A 17,942-nucleotide genomic window follows, 5' to 3' on the forward strand; every position below is an offset into this window, starting at 1 on the left:
TTTTTCTTATTTAAAAACAGCTTCGATAATTCTATTTTGCTCTTCCTGATGAACTTTAGGATATCCTGTAGCAGGAGATGCACTTGGCTTTCTTGAGATCAATGTAAAATCTTTAGCCTTGTCCCAATTCATCAACAAGAAACTATAGTAACCCATGTTTGCAGGTTCTTCTTGCGCCCATGCAAATTCAGTTGCTTTCTTATATTTTTTCTTTAATAACTCGGCAACCTGATTTTCAGGGAATGGATAAAGCTGCTCTACTCTAATTAATGCTACATCATTAGATTTCTTCTCGTTACGTGCATCAATCAGATCATAATACAATTTACCAGAACAAAGAACTACCTTTCTAACCTTTTTCGGATCGATAGTCGGATCATCAATCACTTCTCTAAAGCCTCCGGAAGTAAACTCTTCAATCGGAGAAGAAACTCTAGGGTTTCTTAATAATGATTTTGGAGACATTACGATCAATGGCTTTCTGAAAGGTCTTGCCAGCTGTCTTCTCAATACATGGAAGAAGTTACTCGCTTCAGTAATGTTTACAACTTGCATGTTGTATTCGGCACATAACTGTAGAAATCTTTCCGGACGTGCATTTGAGTGCTCTGGTCCCTGACCTTCATATCCGTGAGGAAGAAGAAGAACAAGACCAGTCATTCTTTGCCATTTTGTTTCAGAAGGAGCAATAAACTGATCAATCATCGTTTGAGCACCGTTGGCAAAATCACCAAACTGTGCTTCCCAGATCGTTAATGCACTTGGATTAGCCATTGCATAACCAAACTCAAAACCTAAAACTGCATACTCAGAAAGTAAAGAGTTATAAATTTCGAATGGTGCCTGATCTTTAGAAATATGACCTAAACTATTGAACCCTTGTCCTGTGTTTGAATCACGGATAATAGCATGTCTGTGAGAGAAAGTTCCCCTCTGAACATCCTGACCAGTAAGCCTTACGGTTTTGTTTTCTAACAATATTGAACCGTAAGCCATCAATTCAGCACTTGCCCAGCTAAAAGTCTTAGACTTGAAGAATTCTTCTTTTCGGACTTTCAATGCTTTTTCAATCTGCTTTAAAGGTTTAAACCCTTCAGGAGTAAATGTCAGTGCTTCACCAATCTTTTTGATACTTTCCTCACTGATTCCAGTTTCCGGAGATTTTTCAAAATCCTCAGGAGTACTTCTACGTAGTTCTTGCCATTCTTTCTCCATCTGTTGATATAGATATGGTAATGATTCTTCCTTTACCATATTTAATCTATCCTGAAGAAGACTTCTGAACTCTTTGTCCATTTGTTTAGCAAGCTTGGCATCAACTTCACCACGCTCTACTAATTCTTTATTGTAAACTTCTCTTGGGTTAGCATGTTTACTTATAATGTTGTATAGAGAAGGCTGCGTAAATTTCGGCTCATCACTTTCATTGTGTCCATGACGACGGTAGCATACCATGTCAATAAAAATATCTTTGTGCCAACGCTGTCTGTATTCCACTGCTAGTTTCACACAGAAAACTACTGCTTCAGGATCATCACCATTAACGTGAAGTACAGGAGCATCCACAACTTTAGCCACGTCGGTACAATAAATTGACGAACGGGCATCATCAAAGTCAGTAGTAAATCCAACCTGATTGTTAATTACAAAGTGGATTGTTCCACCCGTATGATAACCATCAAGTAAAGACATTTGAGTTACTTCATAAACAATACCCTGACCAGCGATAGCGGCATCACCATGAATAAGAATAGGAAGAACTTTATCTCTGTTTCTATCATATTCACCATCCAGTTTTGCACGAGCAAAACCTTCAACCACAGGATCAACAGCTTCAAGGTGAGATGGGTTTGGCGAAAGCTTAACATTGACAGTTTTGCCATTTTCAGTTTCTATTTGTGATGAATATCCCATGTGGTATTTCACATCACCATCACCCATTGTTAAATCAGGTTCAGCCTGACCTTCGAATTCATTAAATATATGCTCATAAGTTTTACCCATGATGTTTGCAAGAACATTCAAACGACCACGGTGAGCCATACCAATCACAACTTCCTCAACACCCAGATCAGCAGAATAATGAATTATTGAATCCAGCGCCGGAATAGTTGTTTCTCCTCCTTCAAGGGAAAATCTTTTTTGACCTAAATATTTTGTGTGCAAAAAGTTTTCAAATACAACCGCTTGATTTAACTTTCTCAAGATTCGCTTTTTATCTTCAGTTGTAGGATCGAAGCTTAATGCATCTTTCTCACTTTTCTTTTTGAACCAGTCTAATACTTCAGGTTCTCTAATATATAGATACTCAAATCCAACATTGCCAGTATAAATATTTTTTAGAGCAGCAATGATATCCTTTAACTTAGCTCTTCCGATTCCTATTTCTTCACCAGCATTAAATTCCGTTTCCAGATCAGCTTCTGAAAGATCAAAATCAGGAAGATCTAAAATAGCCTTTCTATCTCTTCTTTCTCTCACCGGGTTAGTTGTAGAACGCAAGTGACCTCTAGATCTGTAAGCATGAATCAAGGCTCTAACCCTGATTTCCTTATCGTCAAGCAAGCCGCCCTTTGAAGAAGGAGCTGCTGCTGCTTGTCCGTTTTCTCCATACTGCTCCTGAGCAAATTCAAAACCTTCAAAAAATCGTTGCCAGGTTTTGTCTACGCTTTCAGGATTTTTTTTGTAGTCAGCATACATTTCGTCGATATACGACGAATGAGCATTACTTAAATATGAGTAGTTATCCATGTTCTGTTTTTGAATACTCGGTTCGTGACAAAGGTATCACATATAGAAGATATTTAAAAACCGCCTATGCGGTTACACAAATTCAATTGATAATCAAGAGAAATTATCAATCCGTGCCTGTTATGATCATAATGAATTGTCACCGTGAAAATACTTAATTTAAGGTTTTTGAGCGAGGCATGAGTTAAAATTCTAATTTCCAGTGGAAATAGCATTTATTTTTAGGCAACAAGCTTCCAGTATTAATTAAAAAAGCGTACTTTTGCGTTCCAATTTAAAAAACGGATCGAAGGACGTGATCCTTCAAAAACGTAAAAATTATGGCAGTAAAAATCAGATTGCAAAGAGGTGGACGTAAGAAGCGTCCATTTTACAGCGTAGTAATCGCTGACTCGAGAGCGCCGCGTGACGGTAAATTTATCGAGAAAATCGGTACGTACAACCCGACTACTAACCCTGCAACAATCGATATCGACAACGAAAAAGCGTTGGATTGGTTGTTAAAAGGTGCACAGCCAACGGATACGGTACGTGCTATGCTTTCTTACAGAGGTCTTTTATTTAAAAAGCACCTTCAAGTAGGAGTTAACAAAGGTGCTATCACTCAAGAAGAGGCTGACAAGAAATTTGAAGCTTGGTTGAGCGAAAAAGAATCTAGCATCACTAAGAAAACTGACAGCATCACAGCTAAGAAAGAAGCTGAAGCTAAAGCTAGACTTGAAGCTGAAGCTAAAGTAAGTGCTGCACGTGCTGAAGCTATTGCTGCTAAGCAAGTTGTGGAAGAGGAAGCTGAACAAGCTGATGAAGAAGCAGCTGAGGCAGAAAATTCTGCAGAGGAAGCTCCAGCAGCAGAAGAAAATCAGGAAGAAAAAGAAGATTAATATTCAAGGAGCATGGATATTAACTCTTGTTTTCAATTGGGTTACATAACCAGACTCCATGGAGTCAAAGGAGAATTACAAATTTTCATTGACTCTGATAATCCTGAAGAATATTCAGAAATGGAATCAGTGTTCGTCGAGAAAGGCGGACAACTGGTTCCATTTTTTATTGAATCACTTGTTATCAAAGGTAAAAAAGGAATTATCGCATTTGAAGATGTAGAAACTCTTGAAGAGGCAGAACAACTCAAAGGAGCAGCTTTATTTTTACCATTAGAAGCATTACCAAAACTTACCGGAGATCAATTTTATTACCATGAAGTGGTAGGGTACAAAGTTGTGGATGAAACACATGGCGAACTAGGATTAGTAGACCATATAATAAATCATCCCGGACAAGACCTGATCGCTATGGATTTTAAAGGTACCGAAATACTTATTCCGATTAACGATGTCATTCTCAAAGGTCTAGACCGGGATGAGAAAATTTTGAAAGTCGATCTTCCGGATGGACTCTTGGATATCTATTTAGAATCTTAAAGTATCCCCATCCAAAATTATCGGACCCACCAATCAACTTTCTTCATTTATAAGTTTAAAAAGTAGGTTTAGGTTTAGGTTTAACGGGCCTGTACTTAATAGACACACAATGTGTATCAAAGGTTGGAACGACCTGTTCAACTTTGTACATTTTTTTTGCCCAAGAAATTCATTTACCCCTGATTTACAACCACTTAAATACTCTGGCATATATTGTGCACACAATAAATTTCTTTCCGGAAAGTTATTTTTATTATGACAGATGACAAATTTAATTCACAAGATAGCCTGGAAAATCAGGATGACGATTTAAATCAGGAGCATGAAGACACCATAGATCAGGAAGAAGTAGAAAATAATGACAACTCTTCTGAGCAGGAAGAATTGAACCATCAAGAGGTTGAAGATAAGCAACCTAAACCTGTAAAAGGTATTGAAAAGTTTCTGATTTGGTGCGCCGGTATTCCCCCGGATGCTATTGAACCTTTTCGAATGGAACGTTTGAGGTTTTCTGCTTCAGGATTGTTAGTCCTGCTAACAGCTGTATTTGCTGTGCTTTCAGGCTCATATGCTCTTCATTTTGTTTTTAACAAGGTTTATCCAGCAATAGCCATCGGCATTATCTGGGGGTTATTCATCCTAACTATAGACAGACTATTGCTAATGGGCTTGTATCGTTATACAGGTAAATATTTATGGAGACAGGCAGCTCCCCGATTAGCATTGGCTGCAGTAATCGCAATAACTGTAGCAAAACCTTTAGAATTGAAATTATTTAGTGCTGAAATAGAAACTGAATCTGCAGTTTTAAAGAGAATGGTAATTAAGGAACGAACAGCTGACATTGATTCTGCCTATGCAAAACCAACTGCAAGAATTGACAGCCTTTTAGTCTCTGGTGACACAGAACTTAAACGACTTGAAACTTTAAGAAACAGTCTACGTGAAGAAGCCAGAAAAGAAGCTGATGGCACAGGAGGAAGTGGGAAAGTCTCTGCAGGTCCAATTTACAGGATCAAAAAACAGCAAGCAGATGAAGCCCAGACTGAACTGGAAGCCTATCGTACAGAGCATGAAGCCTTAAAAGATTCATTAAATAATTACAGGGCGCTTTTACAAGCACAAAAGACTGAAGAGTTAAATGAATACCTTAGCAACTTCCAATCAGGACTTATATTAAAATTCCAGGCTCTGGAAGCAGTGCTAAAACGTTATCCTGAACAGAAAATCGTTCACTACTTCATCATACTTTTATTTCTGGTGATCGAAACAGCACCGCTAACCATGAAGTTATTAATGCCTACTGGGCCTTGGGAGCATTTGATCAGGAATGAAGAAAAAGAAGTAATAGAAAACATAAATATCAGATTTAGTAGTGCATTGACCTGAGGTTGAATTGGTCAGATAATAATATAAACCAACAACCAATTCTTCATTATAAAAAAGCGGCTAACATTTGATAATGTTAGCCGCATATTTTTTATACAATACTTACTAGTTTATTGTTGAATTTCGTCAAACCTGATTCTAATCCAAACATCCTTATTGTAGTCTGTCGGATATTCTGGTTGCTGATTACCTTCCTCATCGAGTGGAGAAACTTCAACATTCCAGATTTGTTGGGGCACACCACGTTTAATTAAGTAATCTCTGATCATCTGTGCCTGATTTTCTCTTCTGTCATTAGTATAGAAGGTTACAACCTCCATATTATCGATCATCTTTTCAACCTCAAAATAAATTCGTGAGGTATCAGAAGAAACACTATCATACAGATATTTTGACAACTCTTCAGGACCTGTGATATCCAAACTATCCATTACAATTGCCAATCTGGACACCATGGTTGTATCATACATTTCCTGTGTTAAATCTGGCGAAGATTTAACACTATCTTTTTTATAATTTTTTAAATAAACACTCAAGTTAGCCTTCCAGTTTCTATTTCCTTTTAGTGTCTTTATTACCCTTTCAAGGTCAAAAAAGGCCAGTTCATTTAAAGAATCAGATTCATTTTTAAAGCCTAAACCATAAAGCCAGTATTCCTTTCCGGGCACAATAGGTTCTAAGGTAATTGCCTTTCTTTCGCGAAGACTATATGTAAGCGTATCAAGAACCAATGGCCTGGCAAATATCATATAAGAAGGATCAAATGATGAAACTGAAAAATCATAAGTTTCTCCACCCGTCACAAACAATTCGAATAAGCCTGAAGTCGGACCTGATCGGTCATTGGTAATAAGCTTTCTATCACTAGCTCTATATACCTGAACAAATGCTTCCATCGGACTCCCGGTAACTCCATCAACAACTCTTCCATCAACAAACACTACAGAAGAAGGTTGATACTCTCTGGGTAATTTTGCCATCCATATTTGAGGCAATCCGTCTACAATTTTATTAAAATATATGACATCACCTTTCCCGGGAACATCTGCATATAAATCATCACCTGCAGTATTAATTGCATCAATATTGACAGGGTCTGTCCACACACCGTCCTCATAACGAGTCAGGTAAAGATCCATACCTCCTTTACCACCTGGTCTGTCTGAACTAAATATCAAGGTCTGGTTATCTGAAAGTATTCGTGGATTCATCGAGTTACCCACATTTATATGATCAGGCATTGGAGTCGGATCGTGCCAATAGGTTCCACCACGACGTTGTGCCATCATAAGCTTACATCCACTTCCGGAGACATTATCCATTTCTTCACAACGCATAAAGTATATTGTTCTTCCATCAGGAGAAATGGAAGGACTTCCTTCGTTAAGCTCGCTATTTATTGGCTTTCCCAAGTTGCGAGGCTTCATCCAGTAACCTCCTTGCTTATCCACTTCGTACATATCATATCCACCAAAGCCAGACCCACGAGAAGAAGTAAAGAATACAGACTCACCATCAAACGCCAGAGAATAGCCCCCAATAAAGTTTAAATTCTGAGTAGCATTAATCACTTCAATAGGCTCTGCCTTACTCCATCCTGATGATGTCTTTTCTGAATACATCAACTCCAACTTAAGCGAAGGTGAGTAACTTGAAGTATATATCATAGCACTCCCATCACCTCTTAGAGCAGGTGCGATATGTTTATTATTAGGAATATTGATATTTCTTGACACAGGCCTTTGCGGTACTTGCTGTGCCTGAACAACCAATGGTATAAAAAATAAAATGGCTAACTTAAATAATCTCATTTGGAATATTACCCCTATTGAACTCCCTGTTTTTAATCGTTATTATACTAATACGATAAAAACCATACCAAATTTTAGTATTTCACTATATTTTTTTAAAGATATATAAATAATCCGGCCTGATAAAAAATACCGGGGTAATAAATTATAGTTTAATAAAGAATAACCTCCGGCTCTTCTGATTTGATCTCACTCACTAATTCAATATCACCATTAAGGAATAATTCATCCATATCCTGTACCATTATTCCATCAACAAGTGGCTTGTAATTTTTATAATCCTGAACAACGACTCCGTTCACTTCTCTTTTATTAAATGCTTCTCTAAAACGCATTCCCCCTCCATCAGTATGGTATTCGTAAGCCAGGTAATCTACAAGATCAGTATCTTTATTTACCCAATAAACGAAGACATCGTCATAATCTTTTCCACCACCGTTTTCATTAAAAGTCACCCTTATCTTATAGTAATCATTCCCTTTAAGGTTCATATCTCCAAGATAATCTGCTTTTACAGCAGCATCTGATAGTGACTTTGGCAGACTTGCAAAGTATATTACTGCATTCAGACCATTTTTATATTTAGCTTCTTCTGTGGAAGTTAATTTAAGAGTGTCGCCTTGAAATTTTCTTACAAAGCCATCATTAGTAATGATGTCCTGATATACAGAATCATTCTTTGAAATAAGCCTCTCATAACGAAAAATCCCACTATTATTTTCCATGGTATAATGTCCATTACGAAAAATGAATGACAACTTTCCATTTTCAAGTTTATCCATTCCATGAGCCTTAATAGTCTCATTAATAATGTTTGAAGCTTTATTTAATTCTTCAGTTTGATTTTTATGTCCGGTACATGCACTAAAAATCCAGACTAAAACTGCAACACTAAAAATCTTGTTCATTTAAAAATATATTTTACTTTTAAAACGTCTCTTATTCATTAGAGTTTTGACAAAATTGCCTTAGATGCTACATACGCAGAAGCCCAGGCAAATTGAAAGTTAAACCCACCTGTTACCGCGTCAACATCAAGTATCTCTCCACCAAAAAATAATCCTTCGTGTTTCTTTGACTCCATTTTATCAAGATTTACTTCATTTAAAGCAATTCCTCCCGCAGTAACGAACTCATCTTTAAATGTCGTTTTACCAGAAAATGTAACCTTACACCTAAAAATATTCTCAAAAAGACGATTCCTTATTTTCTTTGACCACTCCCCAATTGGCTTTTCCGGATCAACATCGGATAATTCCATTAGCCTTTCAAGAAGTCGCGATGGAATATTACCAAACCTGAAGTTTTTAGATAGTTTTTTTCTTTGTTCTTCCAGACTTTCACTAAATGCCTTTGAAAATTCTGCTTCGGAAATATATGAAGTCCAGTTAATCAACAGGTCTCCCGAATATCCTTTCTGATATATTTCTCTTGCTCCAATTGATGAAAGCTTCAAGGCTGCCGGGCCACTAAACCCCCAGTGCGTAACTAAGACCGGTCCAGATGCTTCAAGCTTAGTGCCTGCAAGTTTTACTGACCCTAAATCTACAGAAATCCCCATCAAATCTTTAAATGATGACTTTGGGACATTAAATGTAAATAATGAGGGAACAGGAGGGACGACTTTTAATTCCAGATTGGAAAGAAAATCATATTGCTCATTTTTAGGAAAGCCTCCGGGAGCAAAATAAACAACTGATGATTGATAGGTAGCCTTTTCGGTTGTTACTTCCCATCCATTATTGGCAGATTGAAGCCTAATAACCCTTTCTTTTGTCTTGACCACAGCATTCTTTGCCTGAAATAACAAGCAATCAATAATTGTTTCAGAAGAGTCTGTAACAGGAAACATTCTGCCATCAACTTCAGTCTTAAGCTTAACTCCACGTTTGGAAAACCATTTTATAGTATCGTCTGTACTAAACTCATTAAATAGCTTTCGCAACTTTTTGCCTCCACGAGGGTATGAATTAACGAGCTCATCAATAGAACTTACCGCATGAGTTACATTACATCGGCCTCCACCCGAGACTCTGACCTTACTTAATACTTTAGGAGACTTCTCAAGTATTAAAACATTTAGATTCTTATTACCTGAAAGTAAATTCGCAGCACAGAAAAAGCCTGAAGCTCCTCCACCAACTATTATTACATCATAAAATGACATGAGCCGGATGAATTTAGAAGTGAAAAGTGGGACCTGAGGGATTCGAACCCACGACCTCTGCCCTGTCAAGGCAGCGCTCTAAACCAACTGAGCTAAGGTCCCAAAAGTGTGGCAAAAATAAAGTTTTTTGATAGAAATGGTAGTAAATATCAAAAAAATAATAAAACTCTTAACCTCAAACTCAACATATCTACCTAATTATCAAACAACAATTTTATAAGCATAGTATCTTATATCTTCCAATTATTGAGTAAATTAAATATGCTCAAATCACAACAAATTGAAAGATATCATGAGAAAGTTATTGTTATCAGGAATATTATTGATGCTAGTATTTCAGGTCAATTTATTCGCGCAGACAGAAGCTGAAATAATTATGGACATGTTTAAGCTTGAAAAGAAGGCTGCAATGGCTGACTTTATGGCGTTATCAGAAGGTCAAGCAATTACATTTTGGGAATTATATGATGCCTATGAAATTGAAAGAAAAGATCTCAGTAAAAAAAGAATATCGCTATTAAATGAATATGCTGACAATTACTCTACTTTGAATGCTGAAAAGGTCGATAAGATGGTCAATGAAATGATAAACATTCAAAAAAGTGACCTGGCTTTAAGGACGAAATATTATAAGAAAATCAAAAAATCATTGGGTGCTGAAATTGCAGGTCGCTTTTTTCAAGCAGAAGATGCAATTAATACTATAGTAAAATCTGCATTATATGATGACTTACCTTTAATTCCTTCAAATTAAAAAGGAGCAGTTTTCACTGCCCCTCATATATCTTTAATTAAAAAGGTAAATCATCTTCCGGTGAATCAAATGGCGGCTCCTCTGTTGGCATTGGAGCTTGTGGATAATCAGGTGGCATTGATGCATTTCCTCCTGATGGCTGCCCTGCGTTCATTGGTTGAACTTTCCAAGCTTTAATATCAGTATACCACCTTCCATTGAACTCTCTGCTTTCAACATTAAATGCTATATTCAACATTGCTCCAATATTAAGCAATGAATCATCGATCTTATCTCCCCAAATAGAAACACATATCTTCTTAGGGAATTTATCCTCTATTGTTTCTACAATGATATCCTGTTTTTTCCAAGGTCCGTTTTTACCTTGCCCCTCCTGTATTGGAAGCTTTTGTACTAATTTAGCGTTGAATTCAAGGTTTGCCATAATGATAAAATAATAATGCTTCTGAATTATCAGCTTGAAATCTAATAATCCAATTTTGTTAAAAATTATCTTCAAGATTACGAATTAACAGAAGATATTCCACTATAAATTTTGGTTTTCTAAACGGCTACTGATTTGAAGTTAAATCTTATTCTTCACGCATTGTTAATAATTCTTTTCCGAAGGCATATAACTTTAATTCATTTTTATCATAACTAAAGGTATCAGCGGATTTAAGTGCATTAATAAACATTTCCTCTTGATTACCCGGACAGGCCATCATAGTCATTGGGCCATCCATTAAAAACTTAATACGGTTCCCGTCAATTAAAAATGAAGCACTAAAATTATTGCATCCTGTGTTTCCATTTAACTTTCGTTCACCTTTGTTAAAGATTAGATAGGGAGTTGGAAGCTCAGGTATAGTATCATTATTTGTAGTAAATGAATAATCCTGTACAATCCATTTGCCATTAGGGAAAGCCGAACCTCCTTTATACAATTCATCCGGCAGCTTTTTTGCAAGTGTCAGGTATGATTCATGAAAGTGATGCTGAAAAACATCATCAGAAACTTCTGGGAAGCTATCTAGATATGTTTTATCAGGCTCTAGCTGGACTACAACCCCTGCCCTCATATAGTTATTTGTTGATAAATAATCAGGAACTTCAAGACCCGGCAAATTTTTCTCAACCATTTTATGAGTCATTTTACCTAAAACCTTCTCATAGTTTTTCTGCGCTTTTAAATTGGGTTTGCTTAATTTATTATAAGCATGCCTAAGGACCAATCTGTCAGGGAATTTTTGATTTTTAATCATACTTTTAGCCCCTTTGAAGGGATTAGTAGGATTAAAGTCATCAAGTCTTTGTATTGAAATCGGAACCTCAGGAACCCAATCAAGAGGATTTATCACTTGAAAAGCATAACCACCCTGGGTAATTCTCTCAAAATCATAAGCATAATACATATTGCCAGGTTTAGGGGCTGCACTACAGTATGTTTTGAACCTGGCAGACTCATTTATTCCTCCATCCAGCTGTAAATAATGAAGATATGAGGTTAATAAATAGGCTATGGCTCCCCCCTGGCTATGACCCATGATAAGAAAATCATTAAATCCGGATTTATTAAGAGAATCGATTTTGGGTATTATTTCTTGTGACAAATACCCTAAGCCAACTAACCACCCTACATGTACAGCAGCATCTGGGTCTTCTGCAAGCTTATAATTGAATTTATTATCAACTCCGGGTAATGTAAGTGTTCCTTGAGCCGGAACCATTGCAGAATAGAAGTTTTCAAGCCAACTTTCCATTTTATCGGTTGTCCCTCGAATACTAATAACAGCTTGTTGTTTTTCATTAACCCATAGGTCCCAGCTATTATCAAGCCCCATTTCACCTGATTGATATATCATATTATAATTATCAGGTTGAGGATACTTTTCTTTATAGTCTGCTCTTTTGGTAGACTGAATTGAAATCAATAATAAATCAATGTATTCAGACTTTTCAAATCCAGGCTGTATTGCCTGAGTTAAACCAATAAATTGTTGAAATATAAATACTAAAGTAAACAGCTTTTTCATCCCTTAAAAATAACCATATTAATCCTTGATCAGAGATATTTGCAGACAGTTTTTAATGATTTTGTTTTATTTTTTATAAAAAAAACCATATTACGCAACCCCAACCAACCAGCATAACTTAACAATGAATTACTTATTTAACCCAGGTTATGCTAATACATGAAATACTAATGCCTGAAAACTGTTATTACCTGATTGCATCAGAAGAATCTAACATAATTGAGTTTGTTCACCCTGACATAGAAAAAGTAATTGGAATCAAAAAGGAAAATATAGAGACATTCAACTGTGTTTTAGAATTATACCCTGAAAATGAAAGGCTCAATCTTTTAAAAAAATGTTCCGCAGCAAAAGAAATATTCAAGATGCAAAAAGAAACATCCGCTGAAGTTGAGTTTTTTGTTCAGTTCAAACCCAGAATCAATACCAATGAGGGAAAAGAGAAACCCCTACTTCATCGTATTAGTTACTTTATAGATCAAGATGATGATTGCCTAAAATTAATCTTACACCGAACAGAAATTTCAGAAAGCAATCAGAAACATTCAATCAAAAAGGCCATTTCCAATATTGATATTAATTCTCAAAACAATAACTCGGAAAACAATCACTTTAATTTTACCTCTAAAGAAATAGAAATCATCAAACTGATGACAAAGGGTTATAATACAAATGAAATTGCTGAGGAACTTTTTATATCACCACTAACCGTCAAGACTCACAAGCGTAACATTTTACAGAAATCACAAACAAAAAACTCTTTACAGCTTGTTGCAACATGTATCCGCAAAGGTATAGTGTAAAAAAACGCTTAAAGTAGTATTGACAGCCCTCCTTCCTATAGTAATATATAAACCAAGTAAAGTAGAATTCTTTATTGGAGTAACATTTTAATAAGCTATAAATCAAGCACCTATTAAATCATTTAGAATACAAAATTCAGATGACTATCATTTGATTAGGGCAATAGCTTTATAATCAATATGTAACCAATCGATAACCAATTTAAACATAATAACTATGAAAAAACCACACCTTTTTCTAGTACTCCCGATCTTATTTTGTCTGAGTTTTTCTTCGAAAGCTCAAACAATTAATGATCAGGATTCAGAGCACCCAATAGCGGTAGTAGCTCCCCATCTTCCTCAATTATTAAGATTTGAAGGAACCGGCAATTCATTTTATGGCGTAGAGCGTCAATACCAATCTGATAACAACATCAACAGATTACAAGCCTGGATAACAAATTTTCCGGAAGAGTATTCGAGCTATAAAGGCAAAATAGAGGAATATTTAGCCTCTGTTGATCAAGAAGCGCTAAGTAATAGTGACTTGGAAATCTACTATGATATTAAGAGTCAATGGTTAATGTTAAGTCAACTTTCAAACTAGTATAATGATGAAAAACATTTACACAATACCTATAAAGGCTTTTCTATTAACTTTTCTATTATCAATAGTAAGCATCTCATTATCATTTGCTCAATGTATTGATCCAATAATAACAGATATTGGAAATTCCGGGCCAGTTTGTGAAGGTGAACAAATTCAAATATTTGCCGAAGGCGAAATTGGAGGGGTATCATCTAACTATGTTAGAATGGCTGGTATAGGAGGAAACTTTGGTAATCGAGAATTTAACAAAGTATTTGCAACAGGAGACAGACCAGAAGAAATACAACGTATATCCGAAGCTACTTTTAATTCAATTGCGGCAGGAGGTGCCAGTGCATTGCATGCCAGATATGACATATTGTTATTCACATGGAACTCGAACACAAATTTAAATGTAAACTAGACACTAATAAATAATTATCTCGCATTAGGAGGAAGTGTGTTTTGGGAAGATAACAGGAACATATCAAAATTAAGCCCAGGTGTAGTTGGGTATCAAACTGACAATTCCTTCGGTGCATCTTATCAATTAGTAAGCCCACCAGCATTTCCTATTTTAGTAGCAAATGGAGTTGTTGGTCATTTTGTCAATCACCATTTGGGTGTCAATTCCTGGCCATCATGGATGGAACCTTATATTTTGGGACCTCCATCTAACCCAATTACTTTGGCAATAGCAGGAATCCATCCTACCGGGGGAGGAAGACTAATCGTTCAGGGTCCGGACCAAGATTTTCATGCTTTAAGAAATGGGTCAAACCCAAGTGGAAATCAGTATAAAATGCTTCTAAATCAAATAGACTTTTTAATATCTGAACAAACAGGGATAAGTTGGACCGGACCAAATGGATTTACTTCAAATGAGGCAAGCCCTATAATCGAAAATGTAACACCTGAAATGGCTGGTGAATATACGGCTATCTTAACCAATGAAACCGGGGGCGGATGTTTTGTAACTGCAACTACTACTGTTGTTGTATATGAAAAACCCGAAGTTGAATTAGGTGATGATATTACAATATGCACTGAAACCGTAAATCTTACCGCAGAATTGGAAGATGATACAGGAGTAACCTATTTATGGAATACTGGTGAAATCACAAAAACAATAACAGTTACTCCAGGAAATTACTCAGTTACAGTAACAAATTCAAATGGCTGCAGTAGCACTGATAACATTAGTGTTAATGTCGGAGATACAGACCCTCCAACAGCTTTAGTCAATAATATAACCATTCAATTAAATGAATTGGGAATTGCAGAAATTACTGCCTCCCAAATTGATAATGGAAGTTTTGATGATTGTGAAATTGATAATATCACAATTGACAAGAGTATTTTCACTTGCAATAATGTAGGTGCTAATGATGTAACATTAGTTGTTACTGATAAAAGTGGGAAATCATCTTCAGCAGTAGCTATTGTAACCGTTGAAGATATTACTCCACCTACAGTAATCACAAAAGATATCATAATACAACTTGATGCTACAGGTAATGCCACAATTACACCTGCAGATGTAAATGATAAATCTTCAGATGCTTGTGGTATCCTTTCATATAGTCTGGACATCGATGCATTTACTTGTGATGATATTGGTGACAATACAGTAAACCTGACTTTTACTGACAACAATGGTAATTGGGCTTCTGCTCCTGCTACTGTTAAGGTAGAAGACAACGTACCACCGGTTGTAATGACCAAAAACATCACCGTTCAACTTGATGCCACCGGTAATGCATCAATTACTCCAGCTGATGTTGATGATGGTTCTTCAGATGCTTGTGGTATCATCTCTTACAGTCTGGATGTCGATGCATTTACTTGTGCTAATGTAGGAGATAATACAGTAAACCTGACTGTAACCGATAACAATGGTAATTCGGCTTCAGCTCCTGCTACTGTTAAGGTAGAAGACAATGTGCCACCAACTGTTTTGACACAGGACATCATCGTTATTCTGGATGCTGTAGGAAATGCCTCAATTACTCCGGCTGATGTAGACAACGGTTCTTCAGACGCTTGTGGAATCTTATCTTACAGTCTGGATGTAACAACTTTTGATTGTAGTAATTTGGGCGATAACGCAGTAAACTTGACTGTTACAGATATCAACGGTAATTCTGCATCGGCAATTGCCACTGTAAAAGTGATTAATGATGTTCCTGAGATTAACACCTTATCTTTACCACTTTCACCACAGCAGATAAATACCCAGATTTTTGCTTCGGCTACGTTCACTGATACAAATATATTTAGTGCAGAATTCAACTGGGGTGATGGAAGTACTTCTGCTGGTGCAATTACCGGAAGTGATATAGCAGGCGATCACACATATTCAATTCCGGGAGTATACGAAGTATCACTAACAATTACTGATATCTGCGGGTTTCAAGACACTGAAGTATTCCAGTATGTAGTTATTTATGATCCATATGGAGGCTTTGTAACCGGCGGAGGATATATCTGGTCACATCCAGGCTATTACACTCCTGATCCTTTAGCTGAAGGAAAGGCTAACTTTGGGTTTGTTGCCAAATACAAAAAAGGAGCAACAACACCAACCGGAAATACGCAGTTCAGGTTTACTGCCGGAAACATGAATTTCCATAGTACTGAATATGAATGGCTGGTAATAGCAGGACAAAAAGCAATGTATAAAGGCTCTGGAACAATTAACGGAGCAGGAAACTACAAATTTATGCTCTCAGCAATTGACGGAACCACAAAAGCCGATGGAGACCGCTTTAGAATGCAAATCTGGGATACATTTGATAATGTGATATATGATAATCAGCCAGGTGAAGATGAAAATGCTGATGCTTCCACATATCTTGGAGGTGGATCTATTACAATTCATGATGGAAAAAACAATGGAGGCAACCAAACTGCTGAATTTGAAATAGAAAACTCTTCGTTTGAAAAAGTTAGCTTCTATCCAAACCCAGTCACTTCTATTATGAATATCGAATTGACTGATAGATTTGCAAATGGAGATCAACCATTAGAAGTAGAAATCTATGAGATCAACGGAAGATCAGTTGGTTTTAAAGAATACTCAAATTCTTCCTCAAAAATGATTCAACTAAGAGTTGATGATTTGAAAAAGGGCATATATCTATTAACCCTGAAAAACGGAGATGAATTTGAATATTTTAAATTCATAAAAGAATAAACTATAATCAGTTTCAATAATGGACAGTGCGCTTGAAAAGGCGCTCTGTTTTTTTATAAGACGATTCACCAAAAAATCATGGTTTTACAGCTATTTATTTATTTAATAAGTACTATTTCATTCATTACAGTTCTCCCATTATAATAATTAACACTAATCATTAAAATTAAACAATATTTAATCAGAACAGCATTGGTATTTCACTAATTTTAATTTCCTTTTTTATTAAAAAATTCATAATTTTGTATAGATATAAAAACCTTATAAAGAAGGAATTTTAACCCGAAATTCTTCAATTATATCAAACAAAAAAAAGGGGACTGTCTATTAAGAATCTTCTGTATCCCTAATTTAAAATCCTCGAAACATACAGCTTAGAATATTAAAGACAGGTGAGCAAAAAATTACAGCCCATAAGGGGGTAGTATCTTTCAAGCACATTGTATAAAGCAAAGACTATATTAAGCTTATATATCAACTTCAATAAAAACTAATATAGCTTCATGTAAGTCTAATTCTATCAATTCCTGATATCAAGCAATATAGTTATTTGGAATTGGTTATCAGCATTTCCTCAAATGATCATGTTTGAGGAGTGTACAACTATTCTCATACTTCATTAAACCCCTTAACAAACCTCATCATGTCAAATCTTATAAAAAGTTATTGCCTGACAATAATTTTATTATCAGTCATTTCAACACAATTAGTCAATGCCCAGGAAACAATCAACTGGCAAATACTTGAAGACAATGATTCAGTCAGTGTTTATTATGCCCCTCTCTCCTGTGGAGATGAAATTATATTAGATACTATTTATACAGAATCACTTGCATTAAAAGTCGAGCGCAAATATCCTGAAATAAGAATGGTGGCTCTAACAATAGAAACAACAGATGGAATAAATAATCATCAAGGATATTTCATATTTAGCTTCGATGACTCAAATGAAACTATTTACGACTGCAGCAGGTTACCTCACATTTCACCAACCGGACCTATACCCTTTAGTGGTAGTAGTTCTGTGACCCTGCTTAATATTTTAACCGAAACCTTATAGAGTC

General features: G+C 36.0%; 15 protein-coding genes and 1 tRNA gene. 9 read left to right on the forward strand and 7 right to left on the reverse strand.

Annotated elements, in window-relative coordinates; translation table 11 throughout:
- Window positions 1–6: 6 nt before the first annotated feature.
- A complete protein-coding gene (locus HH304_RS14685; RefSeq protein ID WP_169682971.1) occupies window positions 7–2,751 on the reverse strand; it encodes a 2-oxoglutarate dehydrogenase E1 component in 2,745 nt (914 codons plus the stop codon).
- 320 nt (window positions 2,752–3,071) lie between these two features.
- Here HH304_RS14685 and HH304_RS14690 point away from each other — a divergent pair, with 320 nt between their 5' ends.
- From HH304_RS14690 to HH304_RS14700, 3 genes are all read left to right on the forward strand, one after another.
- Window positions 3,072–3,632: a 30S ribosomal protein S16 gene (locus HH304_RS14690; protein WP_169682973.1), complete on the forward strand. Its 561-nt coding sequence runs from the start codon at window positions 3,072–3,074 to the stop codon at window positions 3,630–3,632.
- A gap of 12 nt (window positions 3,633–3,644) precedes the next feature.
- The gene (rimM, locus tag HH304_RS14695) at window positions 3,645–4,172 is read left to right on the forward strand and encodes a ribosome maturation factor RimM (RefSeq protein ID WP_169682975.1); all 528 of its coding nucleotides are present in this window, start codon (window positions 3,645–3,647) and stop codon (window positions 4,170–4,172) included.
- A 255-nt stretch (window positions 4,173–4,427) separates the two neighbouring features.
- Window positions 4,428–5,561 (forward strand): DUF4407 domain-containing protein, encoded by a 1,134-nt coding sequence (locus HH304_RS14700; RefSeq protein ID WP_169682977.1) that lies wholly within the window; start codon window positions 4,428–4,430, stop codon window positions 5,559–5,561.
- 110 nt (window positions 5,562–5,671) lie between these two features.
- Here the strand turns inward: HH304_RS14700 and HH304_RS14705 are convergent, their stop codons facing one another.
- From HH304_RS14705 to HH304_RS14720, 4 genes are all read right to left on the reverse strand, one after another.
- Window positions 5,672–7,372, reverse strand: coding sequence for a TolB family protein (locus HH304_RS14705; protein WP_169682979.1), 1,701 nt, complete (start codon window positions 7,370–7,372; stop codon window positions 5,672–5,674).
- Window positions 7,373–7,524: 152 nt separating this feature from the next.
- Window positions 7,525–8,280: a DUF6503 family protein gene (locus tag HH304_RS14710; protein ID WP_169682981.1), complete on the reverse strand. Its 756-nt coding sequence runs from the start codon at window positions 8,278–8,280 to the stop codon at window positions 7,525–7,527.
- 38 nt (window positions 8,281–8,318) lie between these two features.
- Window positions 8,319–9,539 carry a BaiN/RdsA family NAD(P)/FAD-dependent oxidoreductase gene (locus HH304_RS14715; protein WP_169682983.1) on the reverse strand — a complete coding sequence of 407 codons (1,221 nt, stop codon included), beginning with the start codon at window positions 9,537–9,539 and terminating at the stop codon, window positions 8,319–8,321.
- 27 nt (window positions 9,540–9,566) lie between these two features.
- Window positions 9,567–9,641, reverse strand: a tRNA-Val gene (locus HH304_RS14720).
- A gap of 190 nt (window positions 9,642–9,831) precedes the next feature.
- On the opposite strand from HH304_RS14720, the gene HH304_RS14725 reads away from it, so the two are divergent.
- The gene (locus HH304_RS14725; protein WP_169682985.1) at window positions 9,832–10,293 is read left to right on the forward strand and encodes a hypothetical protein; all 462 of its coding nucleotides are present in this window, start codon (window positions 9,832–9,834) and stop codon (window positions 10,291–10,293) included.
- A 37-nt stretch (window positions 10,294–10,330) separates the two neighbouring features.
- Here HH304_RS14725 and HH304_RS14730 read toward each other — a convergent pair whose 3' ends face one another.
- Both HH304_RS14730 and HH304_RS14735 read right to left on the reverse strand, forming a co-directional pair.
- Window positions 10,331–10,792, reverse strand: coding sequence for a DUF3127 domain-containing protein (locus HH304_RS14730; protein ID WP_271711634.1), 462 nt, complete (start codon window positions 10,790–10,792; stop codon window positions 10,331–10,333).
- A gap of 73 nt (window positions 10,793–10,865) precedes the next feature.
- Window positions 10,866–12,308 carry a lipase family protein gene (locus HH304_RS14735; protein WP_169682987.1) on the reverse strand — a complete coding sequence of 481 codons (1,443 nt, stop codon included), beginning with the start codon at window positions 12,306–12,308 and terminating at the stop codon, window positions 10,866–10,868.
- Window positions 12,309–12,457: 149 nt separating this feature from the next.
- On the opposite strand from HH304_RS14735, the gene HH304_RS14740 reads away from it, so the two are divergent.
- From HH304_RS14740 to HH304_RS14760, 5 genes are all read left to right on the forward strand, one after another.
- The gene (locus HH304_RS14740) at window positions 12,458–13,111 is read left to right on the forward strand and encodes a response regulator transcription factor (protein WP_169682989.1); all 654 of its coding nucleotides are present in this window, start codon (window positions 12,458–12,460) and stop codon (window positions 13,109–13,111) included.
- A gap of 217 nt (window positions 13,112–13,328) precedes the next feature.
- A complete protein-coding gene (locus HH304_RS14745) occupies window positions 13,329–13,700 on the forward strand; it encodes a hypothetical protein (RefSeq protein WP_169682991.1) in 372 nt (123 codons plus the stop codon).
- Window positions 13,701–13,707: 7 nt separating this feature from the next.
- Complete coding sequence (locus HH304_RS14750; RefSeq protein WP_169682993.1) at window positions 13,708–14,106, forward strand: hypothetical protein; 399 nt, start codon at window positions 13,708–13,710, stop codon at window positions 14,104–14,106.
- Window positions 14,107–14,142: 36 nt separating this feature from the next.
- Entirely contained in the window at window positions 14,143–16,878 is a 2,736-nt protein-coding gene (locus HH304_RS21405; protein WP_169682995.1) for a PKD domain-containing protein, read from the forward strand.
- 643 nt (window positions 16,879–17,521) lie between these two features.
- Window positions 17,522–17,938 (forward strand): hypothetical protein, encoded by a 417-nt coding sequence (locus tag HH304_RS14760; protein WP_169682997.1) that lies wholly within the window; start codon window positions 17,522–17,524, stop codon window positions 17,936–17,938.
- Window positions 17,939–17,942 lie beyond the last annotated feature (4 nt).

It is taken from the genome of Marinigracilibium pacificum (assembly GCF_012926615.1).
Lineage (GTDB): Bacteria > Bacteroidota > Bacteroidia > Cytophagales > Cyclobacteriaceae > Mangrovivirga > Mangrovivirga pacifica.